This window comes from Deltaproteobacteria bacterium, assembly GCA_019308995.1.
Lineage (GTDB): Bacteria > Desulfobacterota > Desulfarculia > Adiutricales > JAFDHD01 > JAFDHD01.
This window is the reverse complement of the sequence record JAFDHD010000065.1, coordinates 1-17,967: the sequence shown is the minus strand read 5'-3', so window position 1 is coordinate 17,967 and position 17,967 is coordinate 1. Positions and strand designations below refer to the sequence as shown.

General features: G+C 51.6%; 14 protein-coding genes. 8 read left to right on the top strand and 6 right to left on the bottom strand.

Features of this window, described 5'->3' with window-relative positions; translation table 11 throughout:
- Positions 1-238: 238 nt before the first annotated feature.
- Positions 239-640: a DUF1992 domain-containing protein gene (locus JRI95_11225; GenBank protein MBW2062119.1), complete on the bottom strand. Its 402-nt coding sequence runs from the start codon at positions 638-640 to the stop codon at positions 239-241.
- A gap of 56 nt (positions 641-696) precedes the next feature.
- Complete coding sequence (locus JRI95_11220) at positions 697-2,232, bottom strand: GAF domain-containing protein (protein MBW2062118.1); 1,536 nt, start codon at positions 2,230-2,232, stop codon at positions 697-699.
- A 201-nt stretch (positions 2,233-2,433) separates the two neighbouring features.
- Here JRI95_11220 and JRI95_11215 point away from each other — a divergent pair, with 201 nt between their 5' ends.
- The 7 genes from JRI95_11215 (at position 2,434) to JRI95_11185 (ending at position 11,356) form a co-directional block, all read left to right on the top strand.
- Entirely contained in the window at positions 2,434-4,758 is a 2,325-nt protein-coding gene (locus JRI95_11215) for a hypothetical protein (protein MBW2062117.1), read from the top strand.
- Positions 4,755-5,465 (top strand): protein-L-isoaspartate(D-aspartate) O-methyltransferase, encoded by a 711-nt coding sequence (locus tag JRI95_11210; protein ID MBW2062116.1) that lies wholly within the window; start codon positions 4,755-4,757, stop codon positions 5,463-5,465. The genes JRI95_11215 and JRI95_11210 overlap by 4 nt, the downstream gene beginning before the upstream one ends.
- Before the next feature lie 175 nt (positions 5,466-5,640).
- Positions 5,641-6,627 carry a tetratricopeptide repeat protein gene (locus tag JRI95_11205; protein ID MBW2062115.1) on the top strand — a complete coding sequence of 329 codons (987 nt, stop codon included), beginning with the start codon at positions 5,641-5,643 and terminating at the stop codon, positions 6,625-6,627.
- A 164-nt stretch (positions 6,628-6,791) separates the two neighbouring features.
- Positions 6,792-7,877, top strand: a complete 1,086-nt coding sequence (locus tag JRI95_11200) for a mannose-1-phosphate guanylyltransferase (protein ID MBW2062114.1) — start codon at positions 6,792-6,794, stop codon at positions 7,875-7,877.
- 83 nt (positions 7,878-7,960) lie between these two features.
- Positions 7,961-8,908 (top strand): hypothetical protein, encoded by a 948-nt coding sequence (locus tag JRI95_11195; GenBank protein ID MBW2062113.1) that lies wholly within the window; start codon positions 7,961-7,963, stop codon positions 8,906-8,908.
- Positions 8,909-8,940: 32 nt separating this feature from the next.
- The gene (gene rimO / locus JRI95_11190) at positions 8,941-10,326 is read left to right on the top strand and encodes a 30S ribosomal protein S12 methylthiotransferase RimO (protein ID MBW2062112.1); all 1,386 of its coding nucleotides are present in this window, start codon (positions 8,941-8,943) and stop codon (positions 10,324-10,326) included.
- 55 nt (positions 10,327-10,381) lie between these two features.
- Positions 10,382-11,356 (top strand): polyprenyl synthetase family protein, encoded by a 975-nt coding sequence (locus JRI95_11185; protein ID MBW2062111.1) that lies wholly within the window; start codon positions 10,382-10,384, stop codon positions 11,354-11,356.
- A gap of 89 nt (positions 11,357-11,445) precedes the next feature.
- On the opposite strand, the gene JRI95_11180 is transcribed toward JRI95_11185, so the two are convergent.
- The 4 genes from JRI95_11180 to JRI95_11165 form a co-directional block, all read right to left on the bottom strand.
- On the bottom strand, positions 11,446-12,024 hold the full coding sequence (locus tag JRI95_11180; GenBank protein MBW2062110.1) for a flavodoxin family protein: 579 nt from the start codon (positions 12,022-12,024) through the stop codon (positions 11,446-11,448).
- The gene (locus tag JRI95_11175) at positions 12,021-12,875 is read right to left on the bottom strand and encodes a PHP domain-containing protein (protein MBW2062109.1); all 855 of its coding nucleotides are present in this window, start codon (positions 12,873-12,875) and stop codon (positions 12,021-12,023) included. The genes JRI95_11180 and JRI95_11175 overlap by 4 nt, the downstream gene beginning before the upstream one ends.
- 76 nt (positions 12,876-12,951) lie before the next feature.
- Complete coding sequence (lon, locus tag JRI95_11170) at positions 12,952-15,378, bottom strand: endopeptidase La (GenBank protein MBW2062108.1); 2,427 nt, start codon at positions 15,376-15,378, stop codon at positions 12,952-12,954.
- Positions 15,379-15,420: 42 nt separating this feature from the next.
- Complete coding sequence (locus JRI95_11165) at positions 15,421-15,858, bottom strand: Hsp20/alpha crystallin family protein (protein ID MBW2062107.1); 438 nt, start codon at positions 15,856-15,858, stop codon at positions 15,421-15,423.
- 503 nt (positions 15,859-16,361) lie between these two features.
- On the opposite strand from JRI95_11165, the gene sat reads away from it, so the two are divergent.
- Entirely contained in the window at positions 16,362-17,585 is a 1,224-nt protein-coding gene (sat, locus tag JRI95_11160) for a sulfate adenylyltransferase (GenBank protein ID MBW2062106.1), read from the top strand.
- The last annotated feature ends 382 nt before the right edge of the window (positions 17,586-17,967 follow it).

Below are 17,967 nucleotides of genomic sequence, written 5' to 3'. Positions count from 1 at the left end.
AAAAGGAAAGGTAGACACTAAACGAAAACTTCAATCGAGAAGAAAATAGCTCTATTTACAAATACTTACAACCTGACAGCCTTATGGCCTTCTTACGGAACATCCGTTAAAAATATAAGGAGGATACCCGCTTGGACGAGGGATTGAATGTTGATGATGGGATTGACCTGTCTGTGGTGAGGTTTTTAGATTAGAAAAAATTAGCAATTTGCTATTGACATAGCTGGAGAGAGGAATATTATTTCTGGCTCTTGTCTTTTTTCTCCGATACCACAGAGATCTTATCTACCATCTTTTCAAAGTAGACCTGATGCTTTTCAAAATGAACCGGAACCGAGCGCATCATATTCAACTTAGTCACTAGAAAATTGAGTTTTTTGATCTGGAGGTACTTTTCTTTTTCGCTTTTCGCGGAGGCTAATAAATCTTCAATCTGAGCGATCTCTTTTTTGATTTCCACTTCCTGCGGGGTGTAGCCAGCGTTCTTTAAAATTTTGTAAGCCAGGCGCAGTTCTTCCGGCACCGCACTCCAGTCAGACAGATCTAAGGGTTGCCCCTGGCCGGGCAGGTCATCGAAGTCACCTCTCTCCTGGGCTTCACGAATTTTAGTTTCAGCGATTTTTCTAAAGATATCAACCATAATAAATTACGCCGCTAAATCTGAGCTCTCGGTCCTCAGATCATGGACCTGGGGATTCAGAAGTCAGGCCCTTGTTCCAGCGATTCGTCGGTCCATATCCTCTCCTCGATAAAGAGATTTACGATATCCTTGTCCAGGCGGCCGTTTATTGCTTCCTCACGGAGGATGTCCAGGGCTTTTTCCAATGGCAAGCTTTTTTTATAGGGGCGATCTTTAGCAACCAGGGCGTCAAAGACGTCAGCCATGGCCAGAATGCGGGCCTGGAGGGGGATGTCTGTCTCTTTCAGGCCGTGAGGATAACCGCTTCCATTAAGCATCTCATGGTGCGTCGCGGCGAACAAGGGGACACGACTCAACTCAGGGGTGAAGGGAATATTGTTTAGAATATTCAAGGTATAATTGACATGGGACTGAATTTCTTTGTATTCCTCATCAGTCAGATTTCCCTTAATTACGGTCAGGTTTTTCAACTCAAAGCCGGTTAAAAGGGGTTGCCTTTCCCCCTTGAAATTGAGGAACTCCATGGCTGCGACCTCTTTAATACAAGCCAGATCATTTTCACCAATCGAGCCGGCGCGGTTGATGCGGAGAGCTAGATTCAGTCCTTCTTCCAGCTGGGTCAACTTTTCATCACGCGTCAATTCGGCCTTTTGAATCTCTTCAGAAGTTAGTTTTTCTTCTGAAAGACTTTTGTGGAAGTTGTACTCCACCCGGGCCCGGGCCAGGTCAAAACGGGCCTTGATCAGCTCAATATGAACTTCATTCAATCTAGCGGATTTGTCCAGGATGTGTTCCGGGACACCTATCTTGCCAATGTCGTGGAGCCAGGCCGCATACGACAGTTCTTCAAGCTCCTCTTCGGTAAAGGTAATCTGGGCAAAGGGGCCGTCGGTTTGCTGGTTCATAGCTGCGGCCAGAAGCAGGGACAGGGCGGCCACCCGTTTGGAATGACCGGCTGTCATTGGACTTCGGGCGTCAATGGCCGTGGCTGAGTATTGAACCAGCGCCTTAAATATATTTTTTATTGATTCGAGAAGCTGGGTGTTGCGAATGGCCACCGCTGCCTGGGAGGCCAGGGATAGGACAAGATTTTCAACTTCGACCGGAAAAGAGATGACTTGATCGTGATCGTCAAGGGCATTTATGAGTTGCAGCACGCCGATGATATCATCGCGGTGGTCGCACATCGGTACGACCAGCATGGATTGTGTTTGGTAATTATTTCTCAGATCAAAATCCTTGGAATGATAGAATTCCTGTTTACCATCCAATTGGTAAACGTCTTTGATGTTAAGAATCTCACCGGTCAGGGCTACGTAACCGGCAATGCTTTTATTGGTCAGAGGCAGTAGATAAGGTCGGAAATAATCCTTTTTCTTACCGGGCCGGTTATCTATGGTATCACATTGGGAAACTTCAAACCGGAGTTTATCATTGTCACGGATGTAAAGACTGCCAGCGTCAGCCCTGGTGAAGCCACGAACTTCACGGACGATCAATTCCAAAAGCCGGCGCAGGTTTCTTTCGCTCGAGAGGGCAATGCCGATCTGGCAAAGCTTTTTTACCAGGTCGAGAGGCGCGTTATTGATCATAGATAATCACCACTGAGTTTCGGGAATACTGTACTGAAGAATGCCATATTTTAATCACTTGATCAAGACAATCTCATATTTATTATATTACCCTGTGTTTTAAAGATCTTGACTTCGCCCGGCGGTTATCCCCAATCGAAAAATCATTAGATGACAAAATGGAGTTTGAGATTTATACTAGTAACCCACGGGATAACGGTAATGACCGGATTTCACATCAGGAACCTGTGTTCCATGTTCATGGTTTCGGCCGGGACACTGGCCTTTGAGGTTATCCTGACTCGCCTTTTTTCCCTGACTTTTTGGCATCATTTTGCTTCGCTTCTTATTGCCTTGGCTTTAATCGGATTTGGGACGGCTGGAAGTCTCCTGGCCGTTGTAATTCCTGGTTTAAAGAAACATGAGGCTTTTGCCTTGGCGGTTTCCGCCCTGGCGGCAAGTCTGGCCATGCTGTTTGGTTATCTGGCCGTTCTGGCGGTTGGGCTGGAGCCTCTGGCTCTGGCTTGGGCTGGCAGGCCCTGGCTGGATCTGGGTTTGGTTTGCCTGATCCTGGTGGTGCCTTTTTTATTGAGCGCTTCCCATATCGGCCTGATTCTTGCCCGGACAGAAAAGATAAACCTGGCTTATGCCTTTAATTTAACCGGGTCTGGAGCGGGGTGCTTGGTGGCGGCATTGTCTCTGATTTATCTTCTACCGAATCAGGCTCTTTACCCAGCGGCAGGGTTGACGATGCTGGGGTTTGGAGTGCAGGCCCTGGGGTGTGCTCGCAGGGTCGTTCTGCCTATGGTCCTGATTGCCGTTGCTGCGTGTTTGCTGGTTTTCCTTTATCCTGTTCCTTTGCACTATGAGCCGTTTAAAGATCGTTCTGCCGTACTGGCGGCGCAAGGGAGCCGTGTCGAACAGCAGGCGGTTGGCCTGCGGGGTGTAATCGAGATCATCGGCGGCCCGGCTTTTCATTTCGCGCCAGGGCTCTCACTCTCCTGCTCGGCCCTCCTTCCGCCCCAGCGAGGTCTTTTTCTGGATGGAGACCTTGTCGGGCCGATCACAAAAGTTGGTTTTGACAGTCCGATCCCGGCCTTTGTCAGATGTCTTTTAACTCATCTGGCTTACCACGTCGTTAGCCCGGGCAAGGTTCTGGTCCTGAATCCCGGCGGAGGCCTGGGTCTTTTAACAGCTCTCCACAGCGGTGTGAACAAGATCGTGGGCCTCGAAGAGAATCCTCAACTCTTTGACCTCATGACCGGGTCCCTGGCCGGGTTCAACGGGGACCTTTACCGGCGGCCTCAGGTCCAGATAATTAAGGTTGATCCTTTGTTTTTTTTAAGGCGTACTCAAGACCGCTTTAACCTAATCGTCCTGGGACAAGGGACCAGGTGGGAATCCGGTTCCGCTTCCGGACTTGGGGTCAGCCGCTTCCTGACCGTAGATGGCTTAAGCTTAATATTGAATGCCCTCACCACTCAGGGCGCCCTGGCGATAACCGGCCCACTGATGCATCCCCCACGCGCCTCGATCAGGTTGCTGGCCACAGCGGCACAGGCCCTGCGTGACATGGGCGTGGACTCAAAATCAGGCCTGGTGCTGGCGCGCGATTGGAATACTGTTCTGCTTCTGGTCAAACCGCGAGGATTCACCCCGGACGAAATAAAACGGCTTATGGCTGAGGCTTCCAAGAGAGGATTTGACCTGCCTTATCTTCCGGGCGGGAGTTCGGAAGAACTCAATCGCTTTCACCGGTTACCAGGCCAACCCCTGCTTCATGGAGCGGAAATGATTCTGGCAGGCAGAGCTGAAGAACTGTTTGACCGCAACTCCTTTCACCTCAATCCAGCTACCCGGGACCGGCCGTATTTTTTTAATTTTTTCCGTCTGCGTACCTTGAGCCTGATCATAAATCTTAAAGATTCCAGTCTTCTTTCCGTTACTGAATGGGGGTTGCTTTTTACCTGGGGAGGACTTGTGGCAGCGCTTCTCATAGCCGGGGCCGGAATTTTTCTTCCTCTTTTTCGGCTGGGCCCTCGGCCGCCGGGCCTGATTTTCTTCAGTTTGATTGGCCTGGGCTACATGATGGCTGAAATTACCTTGCTGGCCGAAACCATTTATCATCTGGGTCATCCTGCCCAGGCCATCCCCCTGGTCATCGGGATTTTTTTAATGCTATCCGGGGTGGGCAGTTTTTTGTGGGGTCTCAGGCCGCCAAGAGTATTTACTCTAGCCTCAGCCGCGGCGCTGGTCCTGGCCTTTTTTATCTTGCGCTTTCTGCCTGGAGGGGCTTTCGGGGTTGGCTTGCTGCTGGCGCCGGCGGCCCTGCTTATGGGGGTGCCGTTTGCGGGCGGTCTGACCCATCTGGTTGGACCGGAGCCTTCGATCCGCGCCTGGGCTTACGGCGTAAATGGATTTTTTTCCGTGGTTGGGTCCTTGGCTGCGACCCTGATTTGCCTCCAGCTTGGCCACCTTATCGCCATTCTGACTGCCGGAGGGTGTTACCTCCTGGCCGGATTGGTCTCCAGAGGAGGAAGATCATGAATTTTCTGAAACGATGTGCTTTTTTAAGCCTGCTGTGCCTGGTCCTTTCCGTTTCGGCTGACGCTAAAGAAGACAGGTTCATTGAAAAACGCCGGGCTATGGTCGAAGATCAGATTCAGGCCCGGGGGGTGAAAGATGCCAGGGTCCTGGCCACGCTGCGTCATGTCCCCCGCCACCTCTTTGTCAGGTCCCGGGATAAATCACACGCGTATGCGGACCAGCCCCTGCCTATCGGATACGGCCAGACCATATCCCAGCCCTATATTGTGGCCTATATGACCGAGGTTCTTGGTTTATCCGGAACGGAGAAGGTTCTCGAAATCGGAACAGGATCAGGCTACCAGGCCGCAGTCCTGGCCGGAACGGCCGGGGAGGTTTATTCTATCGAGATCATCCCCGGGCTTTATCTCGAGGCCAGGAAGCGGCTGGCCCGATTGGGCTATGATCGCATCCACCTAAAGATTGATGACGGCTATTTTGGCTGGCCGGAAAAGGCCCCGTTTGATCGAATCATTGTCACCTGCGCCGCGGGTCACATTCCGCTCCCCTTAATTAGACAGCTAAAACCCGGAGGACTGATGGTCATCCCGGTTGGCCCGCCATGGACGGTGCAGACTCTGGTCCTGGTCGAAAAGGACCAGGAGGGAGAGGTCAAAACCCGAGCCCTTATGTCCGTCCGTTTCGTGCCCTTAATTCGAAAGAAGTAGCAGTCGGATTCTTGCCCAGGACTTGTCAAACCATTTTCTAGTTATGATAATATTGATACAACAGATCAAAAAAGAACTTTTTATTTATTCTTCAAGGATTATTTAGTATTATCAACATATGGAATTCTCTGAAATTAGCTTTTTAGTGGCCGTAAGGGACCAGGGCGAGGCCTTGATGATTAAGGATGTCCTTGAAGGCATGAATGTCAGGGAGGTCACGCTTGCCGAAAACGGCCTGGCAGCCCTGAAACGAATCCAGCGAAATCCAAATTATTTCCTTCTGGCAGACTGGGACCTGCCTCAGGTGAGCGGGTTCAAACTCTTGAGAGAGTTAAGGCTCAATAAGGAGTCTGCCTCCATGTCTTGCGTCCTGATCATCACCGATCTGAGCCGGAAGGAGCTGGATGAGGCCAGGTCCCTTAATGTGACCGGTTTCCTCAAAAAACCTGTCTCGCCAAGAGTTTTACAGGACAAGATCATGGAGGTATTAGGCCTGAAAGACGAGACCCCCAGACCCGAAACCCTGCTAGATGACGCCGACGAGCTTCTGGAATCCGGCCAGGCTGAAGAGGCCCTGGGTGTATACAGGCAAGCTGTTAAATCAGGCCTGACTCATCTGGCCAAACTGCATACAGATATGGGTTTGGCCCTTAAGCAACAAGGCCGCCTGGAAGAAGCCATCGCCAGCCTTAAACAGGCGGTGGAGGTTAATCCGGAGTCAACACGGTCCCATTCCGCCCTGGGGAAAGTCTATCTTTCAGCCGGGCGAGCTGAAGAGGCAAAGAGCAGCCTGAAGCAGGCCTTGAACCTGGACCCGGAAAATCATGAAAACCAGATCAGCCTGGCAGATTCCTATCTCCAGCTTGAAGAAAACAGCCGGGCTGAGGAAATTTATACAAAGGTCCTTCAACATCGCCCGGACGACCTTAATGTTTTCAATCGCCTTGGCATTGCCTTTCGCAAACAGGGAAAATACGAACAGGCATTGGCTAATTATCATCAGGCCCTTAAAATAACCAGCCAGGATGAAAATCTTTACTTCAACCTCGGCCGTTGTTATTTCGAGATGGGCCGCCTTGAAGAGGCCCGGGGATGCATGCAGAAAGCCCTGGCCGTCAACCCTGATTTTGAGGAAGCCAAGGAGTTTATGACAAAAATTTAAACCTCGATGCTGATTTCGTTTAAGGCGCAAAGGGTGAATTATCAGCAGGTTTGAAGGCTTCAGCTCGAGCGGCCCTGAAGCCAGTGAAGACGCCTCCTTGTGATCAAAGCGGAAATCTTCTCATGCGGCAGGATTTAGTATGGCTGCTTCAAGGAAATACAGCGATGAAAGAAGATTCTCATTTATATGCTGTGATTATGGCCGGCGGGAAAGGCACCCGTTTCTGGCCTCTCAGTCGTGAAAACCGACCCAAACAGCTCTTAGCCATTACCGGCTCCGAAGCCATGCTGCGTTCGACGGTGGATCGCATCCTGCCTCTGGTGCCTCCGGAGCGAGTTTTGATAGTGACGGGCGCCCCTCACGCCGATGAGGTTGAAGCGCTTCTGTCAGATTTACCGCCGGGAAATATCATTATTGAACCGATCGGGCGCAACACGCTGCCTTGCATCGGACTGGCGGCCCACGTTGTCTGCCAGAAGGACCCTGATGGTGTGATGTTAGTCCTGCCAGCGGATCATGTTATTACCAAGACGGCCCAATTCCGCGCCTTGGTTGAGATTGGGGCCGATCTGGCCTGCCAGCCAGAAGCGCTGGTCACGCTGGGCATTCTCCCGACCCGTCTTGAAACAGGCTATGGTTATATCGAGTTTGCTGAAGAGGTCATGGAAGTCAATGGAACCAAGGTCCATGAGGTTGCATCTTTTCATGAAAAGCCGAACCAGGAGAAGGCCACTGAGTATCTGGCTAGCGGACGTTTCTATTGGAACAGCGGGATGTTCATCTTTCAGGCACGTACAATCCTGTCATGGCTGGACAGGCTTTGGCCCGACATGGCGCGCCACCTTAAAACTCTGGCCCGTACTCTAGGTCAGCCAGACTTTGCCGCGACCATAGCGGAAATATACCCTGGCTTAACCTCTATCTCTATTGATCACGGTATCATGGAAAAGGCCACCGGCGTGCTGGCGCTTCCGGCTGATATCGGATGGAGCGATGTTGGCAGCTGGACCGTGGCGGCAGAGCACTGGCCAGAAGAGGCTGGCAACACCGTTTGGTGTGAGGGGCTGTTTATTGAGAGTTCCGGCTGTGTGATCTATAGCCCGGGAAAGCTGGTGGCTTTGATCGGCGTTAAAGATCTGGTAGTAATAGATACGCCGGACGCCTTGCTGATCTGCCCGAAAGACAAGGATCAACAGGTGAAAAAAGCGGTCGAAGCCCTTAAACGCAAAGGCCGTCACGATCTATTATAACTTCTTTTCCTTCTACCTGCCCAAATTGACAGTATCAGGAGCGTGGAGTATGATCTGCCTCATTCTCAGGCGGAAGTGCTGTGGTGAGACAACGTAAATATCACGGTTTTATTGGTCTGGCCATTCTGGTTATTTCGGAAGGGCTGATGCTTGCCGGTGTCCATCCTTTCACGACCTGGTTTTACTCTCTAGCCTGGTGGTCATACATCCTGATAGTTGACCAGGTCGTCTATCATCTCAAGGGTAATTCCCTCTGGGTTAACCGGCGTCGGGAATTTCTGCTTCTCATCCCATGTTCAGTCTTTTTTTGGATGATTTTCGAAGGCATCAATGTTTATTTGAAAAACTGGCATTATATAAACGTTCCTGGCGAGACCTGGATACGGTGGTGCGGCTACTTTATTGCTTATAGTACGGTGTTGCCAGCTCTGTTTGAGACGACTGAACTTTTAGAGAGTCTGGGTCTTTATCAGAAGAACCGGGTCAGGCCTATTCCAAAATCCCGGTCATGGTATCTCCCTTTTACCATGGTCGGTCTGTTTTTTCTGTTCGCTCCTATTTTCTGGCCCCGTTTTACTTTTCCTGTGGTCTGGCTCAGTTTTATCTTTCTGTTTGAGCCGATCCTTCACGCTAGAGGCGGACGTTCCCTGATGCTGGAGTGGGAGCAAGGCAGCCTCCGCACCTTGTTTCTGCTCCTGACGGCCGGCCTGATCTGCGGTTTACTCTGGGAGTTTTGGAATTTCTGGACCACAACCAAATGGGTCTATACGGTTCCTTTTTTTAGCTGGTTAAAGATTTTCGAGATGCCGGTTCTCGGTTTTCTCGGTTTTCTGCCTTTTACTGTAGAATGCTATGTTATGTATAACTTTGTGACTCTGCTTCGTGGGGCAGGAGGCTGGACCGAGGAGGAATCCGAACGACCCGGAAGGACATCGCCCCCCTTTATAATCCTAGGCTTGCTTATATTTGTTTTCGTTTTTGTTCTGGTATCCCGCTCCATTGATTTCTATAACGTTCGATCTTTTTTCTAATTCGGCCCCTAAAGGCCTGTTAGGGCGCTTGGATGAATCAGAATCAGAATAAAAAGATTTATATTATCAGTCTGGGCTGTTCTAAAAATCAGGTGGATAGTGAGTTTCTGCTGGGCAGCCTGGTCCGGCGAGGTTACGAGGTCACTCAGGAATCGCTTGAGGCTGGTGTGATCCTGGTCAATACTTGTGCTTTTATTCAACCGGCGGTTGAGGAATCCATTGAGATCATTCTAGAGATGGCCGATGTTAAAAAGTCGGGCCAGGCTTGGGCTCTAGTAGTCGCAGGCTGTTTACCCCAGCGCTTTCAGCATGATTTGGCCTTATCCCTGCCTGAGGTGGATCTTTTTTGCGGTACTGGCGAGATAAACCTGCTGCCCGGGCTTCTGGATGCTTTAGCCAGGGGGCGGAAAATGCGCTCCTGGCCTTTGTCCCCGCCCGGGTTTATCCCCCCAGGCTCAGGCCCGCGTTTGCAGGCAGCGCCTTTTTTCCGGGCTTACCTCAAAATTGCCGACGGCTGCTCCAACGCTTGTTCCTATTGTCTTCTTCCACGGCTTCGAGGTCCCTTTAAGAGCCGGCCCCTGGAAGATCTTGTGGATGAGGCTGAGTCCCTGGTCGAGAATGGGGTGCAAGAGCTGATTCTAGTGGCCCAGGACACGACGGCCTACGGCCGGGACCTCAGCCCCGCGACAAATCTGGCCGCCCTGCTGGAGCGTTTGGTTCGCGTTCAAGGTTTTGAGTGGCTGAGGGTCATGTATGCCTATCCCTCCGGTGTAAGCGATGAACTAATCGAGGTTATGGGCAGGGAACCCAAGATTTGCCATTACCTGGACCTGCCGCTGCAGCATGCCAGCCCCGGAATACTTGAAAGGATGGGCCGGGGAGGTGAAGGCAGCCTGCCCGACCTGCTGGCCCGCCTGCGTCGAGGTCTGCCAGGGCTCAGCCTTCGGACGACCCTCATGGTCGGCTTCCCCGGCGAGACGGATGCGGATTTTGAGCAGCTCCTGGAATTTGTGAAACAGTCGCGCTTTAATCACCTCGGTGTTTTCAAGTTCTTCCCTGAGGAAGGTACAGCAGCAGCCAGATTTCCCAACCAGGTCCCTCAACGGATCAAGGAGAACCGGCGCCGAAAGCTCATGGCCCTGCAAAGGCGCATCTCCAGGAAGTTAAATCAGACCCGTACCGGTCAGATTCTGCCTGTACTGATTGAAAGCCGCTCCGATGAAACCGGCCTTTTCCTTGTCAGCCGGACCCAAGGTCAGGCCCCGGAAGTAGACGGTCAGGTTCTCATCACCAGGGGCGAAGTTCATGCCGGAAAGATTGTTCCAGTTAAGATCACTCATGCGCTTGATTACGACCTTATCGGTGAGGTGGTCGAAGGCTCAGGCAGTGGAAGGGTACTGCAATTAGCTCTGCCTTGACAGTTTCGTGAGGGCTGGGCTAAGATGCGTACCATGCTGACGCTGAGAGAAGAAAATGGCAGCAGATGATGTAATAGAAAGGTTGGGGCCTGTTTTTGACCGCATCAATCAGCGGCTCATGACCAACCTGTCCTCAGATATTCCGTATATCTCCCAGGTCTGTCAATATATCCTCCTCAGCGGCGGGAAAAGGATTCGTCCCGCACTCTTCATCCTAGCCGCCCGCCTCTGTGGTTATCAAGGCAATCAGGATTACTATTACTCCGTCATATTTGAACATCTCCATGCCGCGAGCCTGCTTCATGACGACGTGGTTGACGACTCTGACACCAGGCGAGGTCAGGCTGCGGCCCATGTTGTTTATGGCAACCAGGGCGTGATACTTGTCGGAGACCACCTTGTCGCCAAGGCGACCTCATTAGCCGTGGAGACCAGATTATTAAAATTCTTAGAAGTTTTATCCGAGACCGCCAGCCACCTGACAGAGGGTGAAATTTTGGAACTCCTCCACAAGCGTGATATCGAGATCACTGAAGCGGAGTATGAGCGCCTCATTTATCGCAAGACCGGCGCCTTGATTCAGGCAGCTTGCAGATTAGGCGCGGTTTTTAGTGGAGCTCGGGCAGAATACGAAAAAAGTCTGTCTGATTACGGCGGTAAGGTCGGCCAGGCCTTTCAGATGATTGACGACGTCCTGGACTATTCAACCACGGCCTCTGAACTCGGCAAGCCGGTGGGTCATGACCTGGAAGAAGGCAAGATTACCCTCCCCGTGATCCTGACCCTGGATCAGGCGGATAATGCCGATCGCAGCGAATTTCGCGATCTGATCCTGAAAGAAAAACGGTCGCCCGGCGAGTTCACCCGGGTAAAGGCGCTGATTGACAAATATCAGGGCCTGGAACAGACCAGGGAAAAGGCCAAACATCTCGTAACCGAAGCCAAAGACTGTCTGGCTGTATTCCCGGAAAGACAGGAGAAAAAAGACCTCTGCGATCTGGCCGATTTCATCGTTACCCGCCGAAAATAGCATGCTTACTTAAAATTTGGATTAAATAGTGAAGGAGCACCGGTGCCTGTGCCTAAAAAAATAATCTCCATCGGGATTATGGTTTCCTGCTATCCCCGGACAAAGGCCTTGCCAGCGGCACAGGCCTCGCTCAAGGCGGTGGGGTGATCCTTGATTGCGTCCTTGGTCTCCACCTCCCGGTAAGTCAAGCTTTCAGCCTGTGCGGGCAGGCCGATGGCGTCCATGAAATACTTGATCGTCAGTAATGACCCATCAAAAAGGTTCCGGCCTCTGGTGGCGCCCACTCCGAGAAAGAGGCCTTGCCCGTCTTCCCGTTTGAGTTCCGGGTTTAAGCGCACTCGATTCCAAAGGGCCTGGGTGCGGTCTATTACGGCCTTACCATTTGAAGGCAGGCCGTAAAAAAAGATCGGGGAGGCGATAACCACCCGCGTGGTCTGGATCAAGAGAGGATAAAGGTCGTCCATGTCATCCCGGATGACGCATTCGCCCGCCTCGTCACATTCGCCGCATTCCAGACAGCCGCGCACACTTAAATCTCTCACGGCTATCCGGTTAATCCCAGCGCCGGCCGCCTGCGCTCCCCGCAGGAATTCATCCAAGAGCAGGTCTGAGTTACCCGCCTTGCGGGGGCTGAATGCCAGGGCCAATACATCCGGGGGTTGATTCATTTTTTATTCTTCCATCTCTGACGCAAAGACGTCAGCCATTCGTAAGGTATGGCTAAGTTACCCAGGCCGCGTCCCAATTCGATCCGCGCCTTGATCTTGCCATGAAAATCAGAACCGCCGGTAGGACTGAGGTTATACTTTTCAGTCAAGGCAAAATAGGTCTGACACATCTCGGACGTGTGCTCCGAGTAATAGACCTCGAGACCGGCTAATCCATTTTTAACCAGATTAGCGATCAAGGCTTCCAGGTCTTCCGGCTCATCAAGACCAAGAGTTAGAGGATGGGCCAGAACCGGTAATCCTCCAGCCTCACGAATCATCTCCATGGCCTCTGCTGGAGAAAAACGAAACTTGTCCATATAGGCTGGAGCGCCCTTGGCCAGATACAGATCAAAGGCCTCATTGAACGTGTCCACGTAACCCTTGTTTACCATGACTTTTGCAAAGTGAGGCCGGCCGATTTGTTCCCCCCCGGCCACGGCCTGGATTTCCTCCATGGTAATGTCAAGGCCCAGCGCATTCAGCTTGGCCACGATTTTAGGGTTGCGGTTTCGGCGGGCCTCCTGGAGCTGTGTCAGCCTGGAGTTAAGGCCCGGGTGGGTGTGATCAATAAAGTAGCCAAGTATATGCATGGAGCCGGGCTTGAATTCGGCGCTTATTTCTATGCCAGGCACGACTTCAAAATCCAGTTCCTTTCCCCGGGACAAGGCCTCGGACACGCCGGCCACGGTATCGTGGTCCGTCACCGCCACGGCCTTAAGACCAATTCGAAAGGCCAGGTTCACCAGCTCACCTGGTGTCAGCGAGCCGTCAGAGGCGGTCGTATGGGCGTGCAGGTCAATCAGGTCCAAGAGAGACTCCTTCCTGAGCGCGCATCGGTTTCCCGGAAAGGGCGGGGTTTACTCCCCCAGCCTCGCAGGTTCGACTTCATTTTCGGGAGTGCGGCTTCTTTTTTACGGCTTTTGGTTTTTCAAATGCCAGGGCCAGCGCCTCGTCAATCCGCTTGATCGGGTAAAAATTCATCTGCTGCTTGATCGCTTCAGGAACATCTTCCAGATCAGGTTCATTTCTCGCTGGGATGATGACATTTTTTATTCCAGCGCGTTTTGCCGCCAGGACTTTTTCTTTAATGCCTCCGACAGGCATCACCAGGCCTCGTAAGGTGATTTCACCGGTCATGGCGAGGTCGGAGCGGATTGGACGGCCTGTAACCAATGAGGTCAAGGCCGTGGCCAGAGCAATACCGGCTGAAGGCCCGTCTTTTGGCGTAGCTCCGGCCGGGATATGGACATGAATATCATGGCTGCTGAAGTAATCGTTCTTCAAGCCCAGCTCGGAAGAATGCGAACGGACGTAACTCAGCGCGGCCTGCGCGCTTTCCTTCATAACGTCGCCCAACTGGCCGGTCAGGATCAATCCCTTGGACCCGGGCATGCTGGTAGCTTCGATAAAGAGGATATCCCCGCCGGCCTGCGTTACTGCCAGACCTGTGGCTACTCCGGGCATCGAGGTTCGGGCCCGGACTTCGCTTTCGAATCGGGGCGGCCCGAGGATGGCCTGAAGGTCGGAGGCCGTGACAGACACTTTTTTCTTTTTGCCTTTGACCTTCTCGGTGGCCACATGCCGGCAGATGTTGGCGATCTCCCGCTCCAGGTTTCTTAAACCCGCCTCCTTAGTGTAGGCTGAAATGATCCGTTTGATGGCGGAGTCCCTGAAGATGATATCCCTGGGCTTCAGGCCGTGTTCATTTCTCTGGCGGGGAACCAGATAACGCCTGGCAATGGCCAGTTTTTCCTCCTCGGTGTAGCCGGAGAGAGTCAGAACCTCCATCCGGTCTAGCAGCGGGGGAGGGATGGTGTCCATCATATTGGCCGTGGTGATAAACATGACGTGGGAAAGATCGAACTCCACTTCGAGGTAGTGATCAGAAAAGGTGGAATTTTGTTCCGGGTCCAGGACCTCGAGAAGAGCGGAGGAGGGGTCACCCCTGAAGTCAGTCCCAAGTTTGTCAATCTCGTCGAGCATAAAAATCGGATTACGCGACCCCGCCTTTTTGAGCCCCTGGATGATGCGCCCGGGCAAGGCTCCAACGTAGGTTCTGCGATGACCCCGAACCTCAGCCTCATCCCGAACGCCGCCCAGAGAGATACGAACGAAATTACGGCCGATGGCGCGGGCAATGGAGCGGCCGAGTGAAGTCTTTCCCGTTCCCGGCGGGCCGACCAGGCAGAGGATGGCGCCTTTCATGCCCGGACTGAGCTTGCGGACAGCCAGGTATTGAATGATTCTTTTCTTGACCTTTTCCAGGCCGTAATGGTCTTCATCTAAAACCCTTTGAGCTTGCTCTATGTCCAGGTTGTCGTCGGTCTCCTCGGACCAAGGCAGATCCAGGAACCAGTCCAGGTAGGTTCGCGAAACGGTATACTCGGCCGAGGCGGGGTTCATTTTCTTGAGGCGCTCCAGTTCCTGTGTGCCTGTTTTGGACGCTTCCTCGGGCAGCCCTTTCTCGGCCAGGCGCTTCTCAAGTTCTTGCAGTTCCACTGAGGCTTCGTCCGATTCGCCCAACTCGTTCTTGATGGCTTTAAGCTGCTCCCGTAAGTAAAACTCCCGCTGGGTTTTATCAATCTTGCCTTTGATCTGGGCTTGAATCTTGGACCCAAGCTCCATGACATCCAACTCATGCTGCAGGAAGGCAGAGACCTTCTTTAATCTGTCTTTGATGTCCAGATTGGCAAGGAAGTCCTGTTTTTCCTGCTTTTTGATGTTTAAAGCTGATACGATCATATCGGCCAGCAGGCCGGGATGCTCGATGTTCTGATTCATCAAACCCAATTCCTTGGGCAGGGTGGGGGACATATCAAGGAGCTTGCTGAAGAGCCCGCGCAGGGTGCTCATCAAGGCTTCGATTTCTTTGTCCATCTTGAAGCTGTCGGTCAAGACCTCGATCCTGGCCTTAAAATAGGGTTCAGTCTCGACGATGCGCTTCATCCGGATGCGGCTCAAGCCCTGAAGCAGAACCTGGAGCAGCCCCTCTTCCGTCCTGGACATCTTAAGCACGTAACCTGCTGACCCGACCTCAAAGAGGTCTCCGGGCTCTAGCTTCTCTTTTTCTTTTACCTCGTCCTTAACAGCGAAAAGACCGACCATGCGGTCAGAGGACATACTTTCCTGAATCGCATTGATGAATTTCGGGTCCATAACCATCAGTGGGAGGATCAATCCCGGGAAAAGATTGACTTCACCCACCGGCAGGACGGCTAAAACTTCTGGTATATTCGGCTGGTCCGGCCGGTGCTGGTTTGGGCCGGGGCCGGTGGAAGCAGAGTCTGTCGCTGATGGACTCTCATTACTCATATTCATGAAGCTCCGTATCTGCTTAGCTGACTAGTTAGTTGATTATTCACTGGTGATCCCGATTTTTTTTTGACGCTGAATCTCCTTGGGCAGGATAATCTTGAGCAGACCCTGTTCAGAAGTGGCGCTGGCCTCCTCCGGCTTGACAGGACTCGGCAGGCGGAAGGCTCGTTCAAAAACCCCATAGTCTATTTCCATCTGGTGGACGAGGAGGGGGGAAGACAGGATGGGCTGCTGCCTGCACCCGGAGATCTTGATATAGTTCCGATCCACAATGAGATCAACTTCCTCCGGGTTCAACCCTGACATTTCAGCAACAATGATATAAACTTCCGGCGTCTCATATATGTCCATTTGAGGCGCCCAGGTCTGGCCGTGCAGGCAGACTCTGGCATCCAAACCGACAAATATCTGGTCCAGAAGCCGTTTCAATCCCTGATTCATAGCGGCGACGTCATTAACAATCCTCAGATTGATCATTTTATTTCCCTCATGTTAAAAATCGCTGGCCTTGAGACCGTCTCGCGTTCAGCCTTTACTTGGGCATCGGATTTTGTGGTAACCGGGCTGAATAAGGTTTGACTGCATCCTCAGCCCTTTCTAGTTAATTTTCTCATGTCTGATTGATCATTATTACCTTGTAAATTTCAAGACTGAGGCTCGGATGAACCGTGGCTCAAATTTTGAAATACTTAAGTAATGATAATCATCCACACGCAATTTGTAAAGGGCAATTGCATCCGTAACAAAGCGATTTGAAGTCAGAAGCTCTGGTTCTATTCTTATCCCATGATTGATACTTTATAAGGCAAGGAATGAGCTCAAGGCAAGGTGGTGACCCTATTTTTTCCTTGACATTTCCTTAGCATAGTCTATATTTGTACCGTATTGCACAAGTATGAAAAAGATTTTTCTTTTTCATTTAAGCCCTTGAAATAACAAGCAACTATAAAAAAAACAATACTGAAAAAGGAGAAAAACCGATGACACTCGTTCCCCCACATGGCAGCAGTGAGCTAAAACCCCTGCTTCTCGAAGGTTCGGAATTGGAAGCCGAGATAAAAAGGGCGGCTGATTTAAAGCATGTAGACATTACTACCCGTGAGGCCGGTGACCTCTTCATGATGGGTATTGGGGCCTTTACTCCATTAACAGGCTTCATGACCAAGGCCGACTGGCAAGGCGTTTGTGACAATTATCAAATGGCCGATGGAACCTTCTGGCCCATCCCGATTACCTGTTCTGTGGATGAATCGGATGGCGTCAATGCAGGAGATGAGATAGCGCTATACAGCGACGAGTATGGCGGCCTGATCGCCACCATGAAGGTCGAGGAAAAGTATGAGATTGACAAGACTCATGAGTGCAAACAGATCTTTATGACTGACGATCCGGAGCATCCGGGCGTGGCCAAAGTCATGGACCAGAAGCAGTTCAACATCGCCGGCCCGGTTAAGGTTCTGTCCGAAGGAGGTTTCCCGGAAGAGTATAAAGACATCTATGCCAAACCGGTTGAGACCCGGGCCCTGTTCGAGGAATTAGGCTGGAACAGAATCGCGGCATTGCAGCTCCGCAATCCCATGCACCGCTCTCACGAGTTCCTGGCTAAAATTGCCGTTGAGGTTATGGATGGCGTTCTTATCCACCAGCTTTTAGGCAAGCTCAAGGCCGGTGATATTCCGGCGGATGTGCGTGTGGCGGCCATAAACGCCTTAGTTGAGAATTACTTTGTGCCCAATACCATTGTTAGCCGTGGATATCCTATGGAGATGCGCTACGGCGGGCCGCGGGAGGCCTTGTTGCATGCAGTCTTCCGCCAGAATTTCGGGTGCTCTCACCTCATCGTCGGTCGTGATCATGCCGGTGTGGGCGATTATTACGGCCCTTTTGACGCTCAGAAGATTTTCGATGAGATCCCTGAGGATTCCTTGGTCATTCAGCCCCTTAACATAGACTGGACATTCCATTGCTATAAGTGCGGCGGCATGGCTTCCATGAGGACCTGCCCGCACAAGGCGGAAGATAGACTCCTGCTTTCTGGAACCATGGTGCGCAAGACCCTGTCCGAAGGCGGTGAACTGCCTTCCGAGTTCTCGCGGCCTGAGGTGGTCAAGATTCTCCAGGATTACTACCAGGGCCTCGAGGAAAAGGTTGAGGTCAAACTGCACGGGCATGCCACCGGCGAAGCTGATGAAAATAAGAAGTAGACCAGCCTTGCCTTAAGCATTGCCTTCAGCGTCAATAAGCCGGGTGACTCGCTGTGGTCCCCGGCTTTTTATTTAGAATTTCATTAAAAAATTTGCTATGATAACAACTTACAGGATTTAATTATGACTTTGTAGTTTTCGAGGAAGCAATGAATACCCTGAATATTAAAGTTACTCATAAAGTTGTAAAAAATTACTACAACGAACTGAGTGACCTTTCCAAGTTGAAAGCTTTTCATGAAGGCGCAGTTTCACCCGCTTTTGCCGCATTGATAATCATATAAGAGGCACCTCCTGTGCATACCAAGCTGGTATCAATCTGGTATGCTTAGGGAAACACAATACCTTAAGGAGGTGCCTGATGGAATATTACATTGGAATT

Coding starts and splice junctions, on each gene's coding strand:
- JRI95_11225 (MBW2062119.1), bottom strand. CDS start 640: ATGGTTGATATCTTTAGAAAAATCGCTGAAACTAAAATTCGTGAAGCC.
- JRI95_11180 (MBW2062110.1), bottom strand. CDS start 12,024: ATGAATCAACCCCCGGATGTATTGGCCCTGGCATTCAGCCCCCGCAAG.
- sat (MBW2062106.1), top strand. CDS start 16,362: ATGACACTCGTTCCCCCACATGGCAGCAGTGAGCTAAAACCCCTGCTT.
- JRI95_11215 (MBW2062117.1), top strand. CDS start 2,434: ATGACCGGATTTCACATCAGGAACCTGTGTTCCATGTTCATGGTTTCG.
- JRI95_11205 (MBW2062115.1), top strand. CDS start 5,641: ATGATTAAGGATGTCCTTGAAGGCATGAATGTCAGGGAGGTCACGCTT.
- rimO (MBW2062112.1), top strand. CDS start 8,941: ATGAATCAGAATCAGAATAAAAAGATTTATATTATCAGTCTGGGCTGT.
- JRI95_11165 (MBW2062107.1), bottom strand. CDS start 15,858: ATGATCAATCTGAGGATTGTTAATGACGTCGCCGCTATGAATCAGGGA.
- JRI95_11185 (MBW2062111.1), top strand. CDS start 10,382: ATGGCAGCAGATGATGTAATAGAAAGGTTGGGGCCTGTTTTTGACCGC.
- JRI95_11220 (MBW2062118.1), bottom strand. CDS start 2,232: ATGATCAATAACGCGCCTCTCGACCTGGTAAAAAAGCTTTGCCAGATC.
- JRI95_11210 (MBW2062116.1), top strand. CDS start 4,755: ATGAATTTTCTGAAACGATGTGCTTTTTTAAGCCTGCTGTGCCTGGTC.
- JRI95_11200 (MBW2062114.1), top strand. CDS start 6,792: ATGAAAGAAGATTCTCATTTATATGCTGTGATTATGGCCGGCGGGAAA.
- lon (MBW2062108.1), bottom strand. CDS start 15,378: ATGAGTAATGAGAGTCCATCAGCGACAGACTCTGCTTCCACCGGCCCC.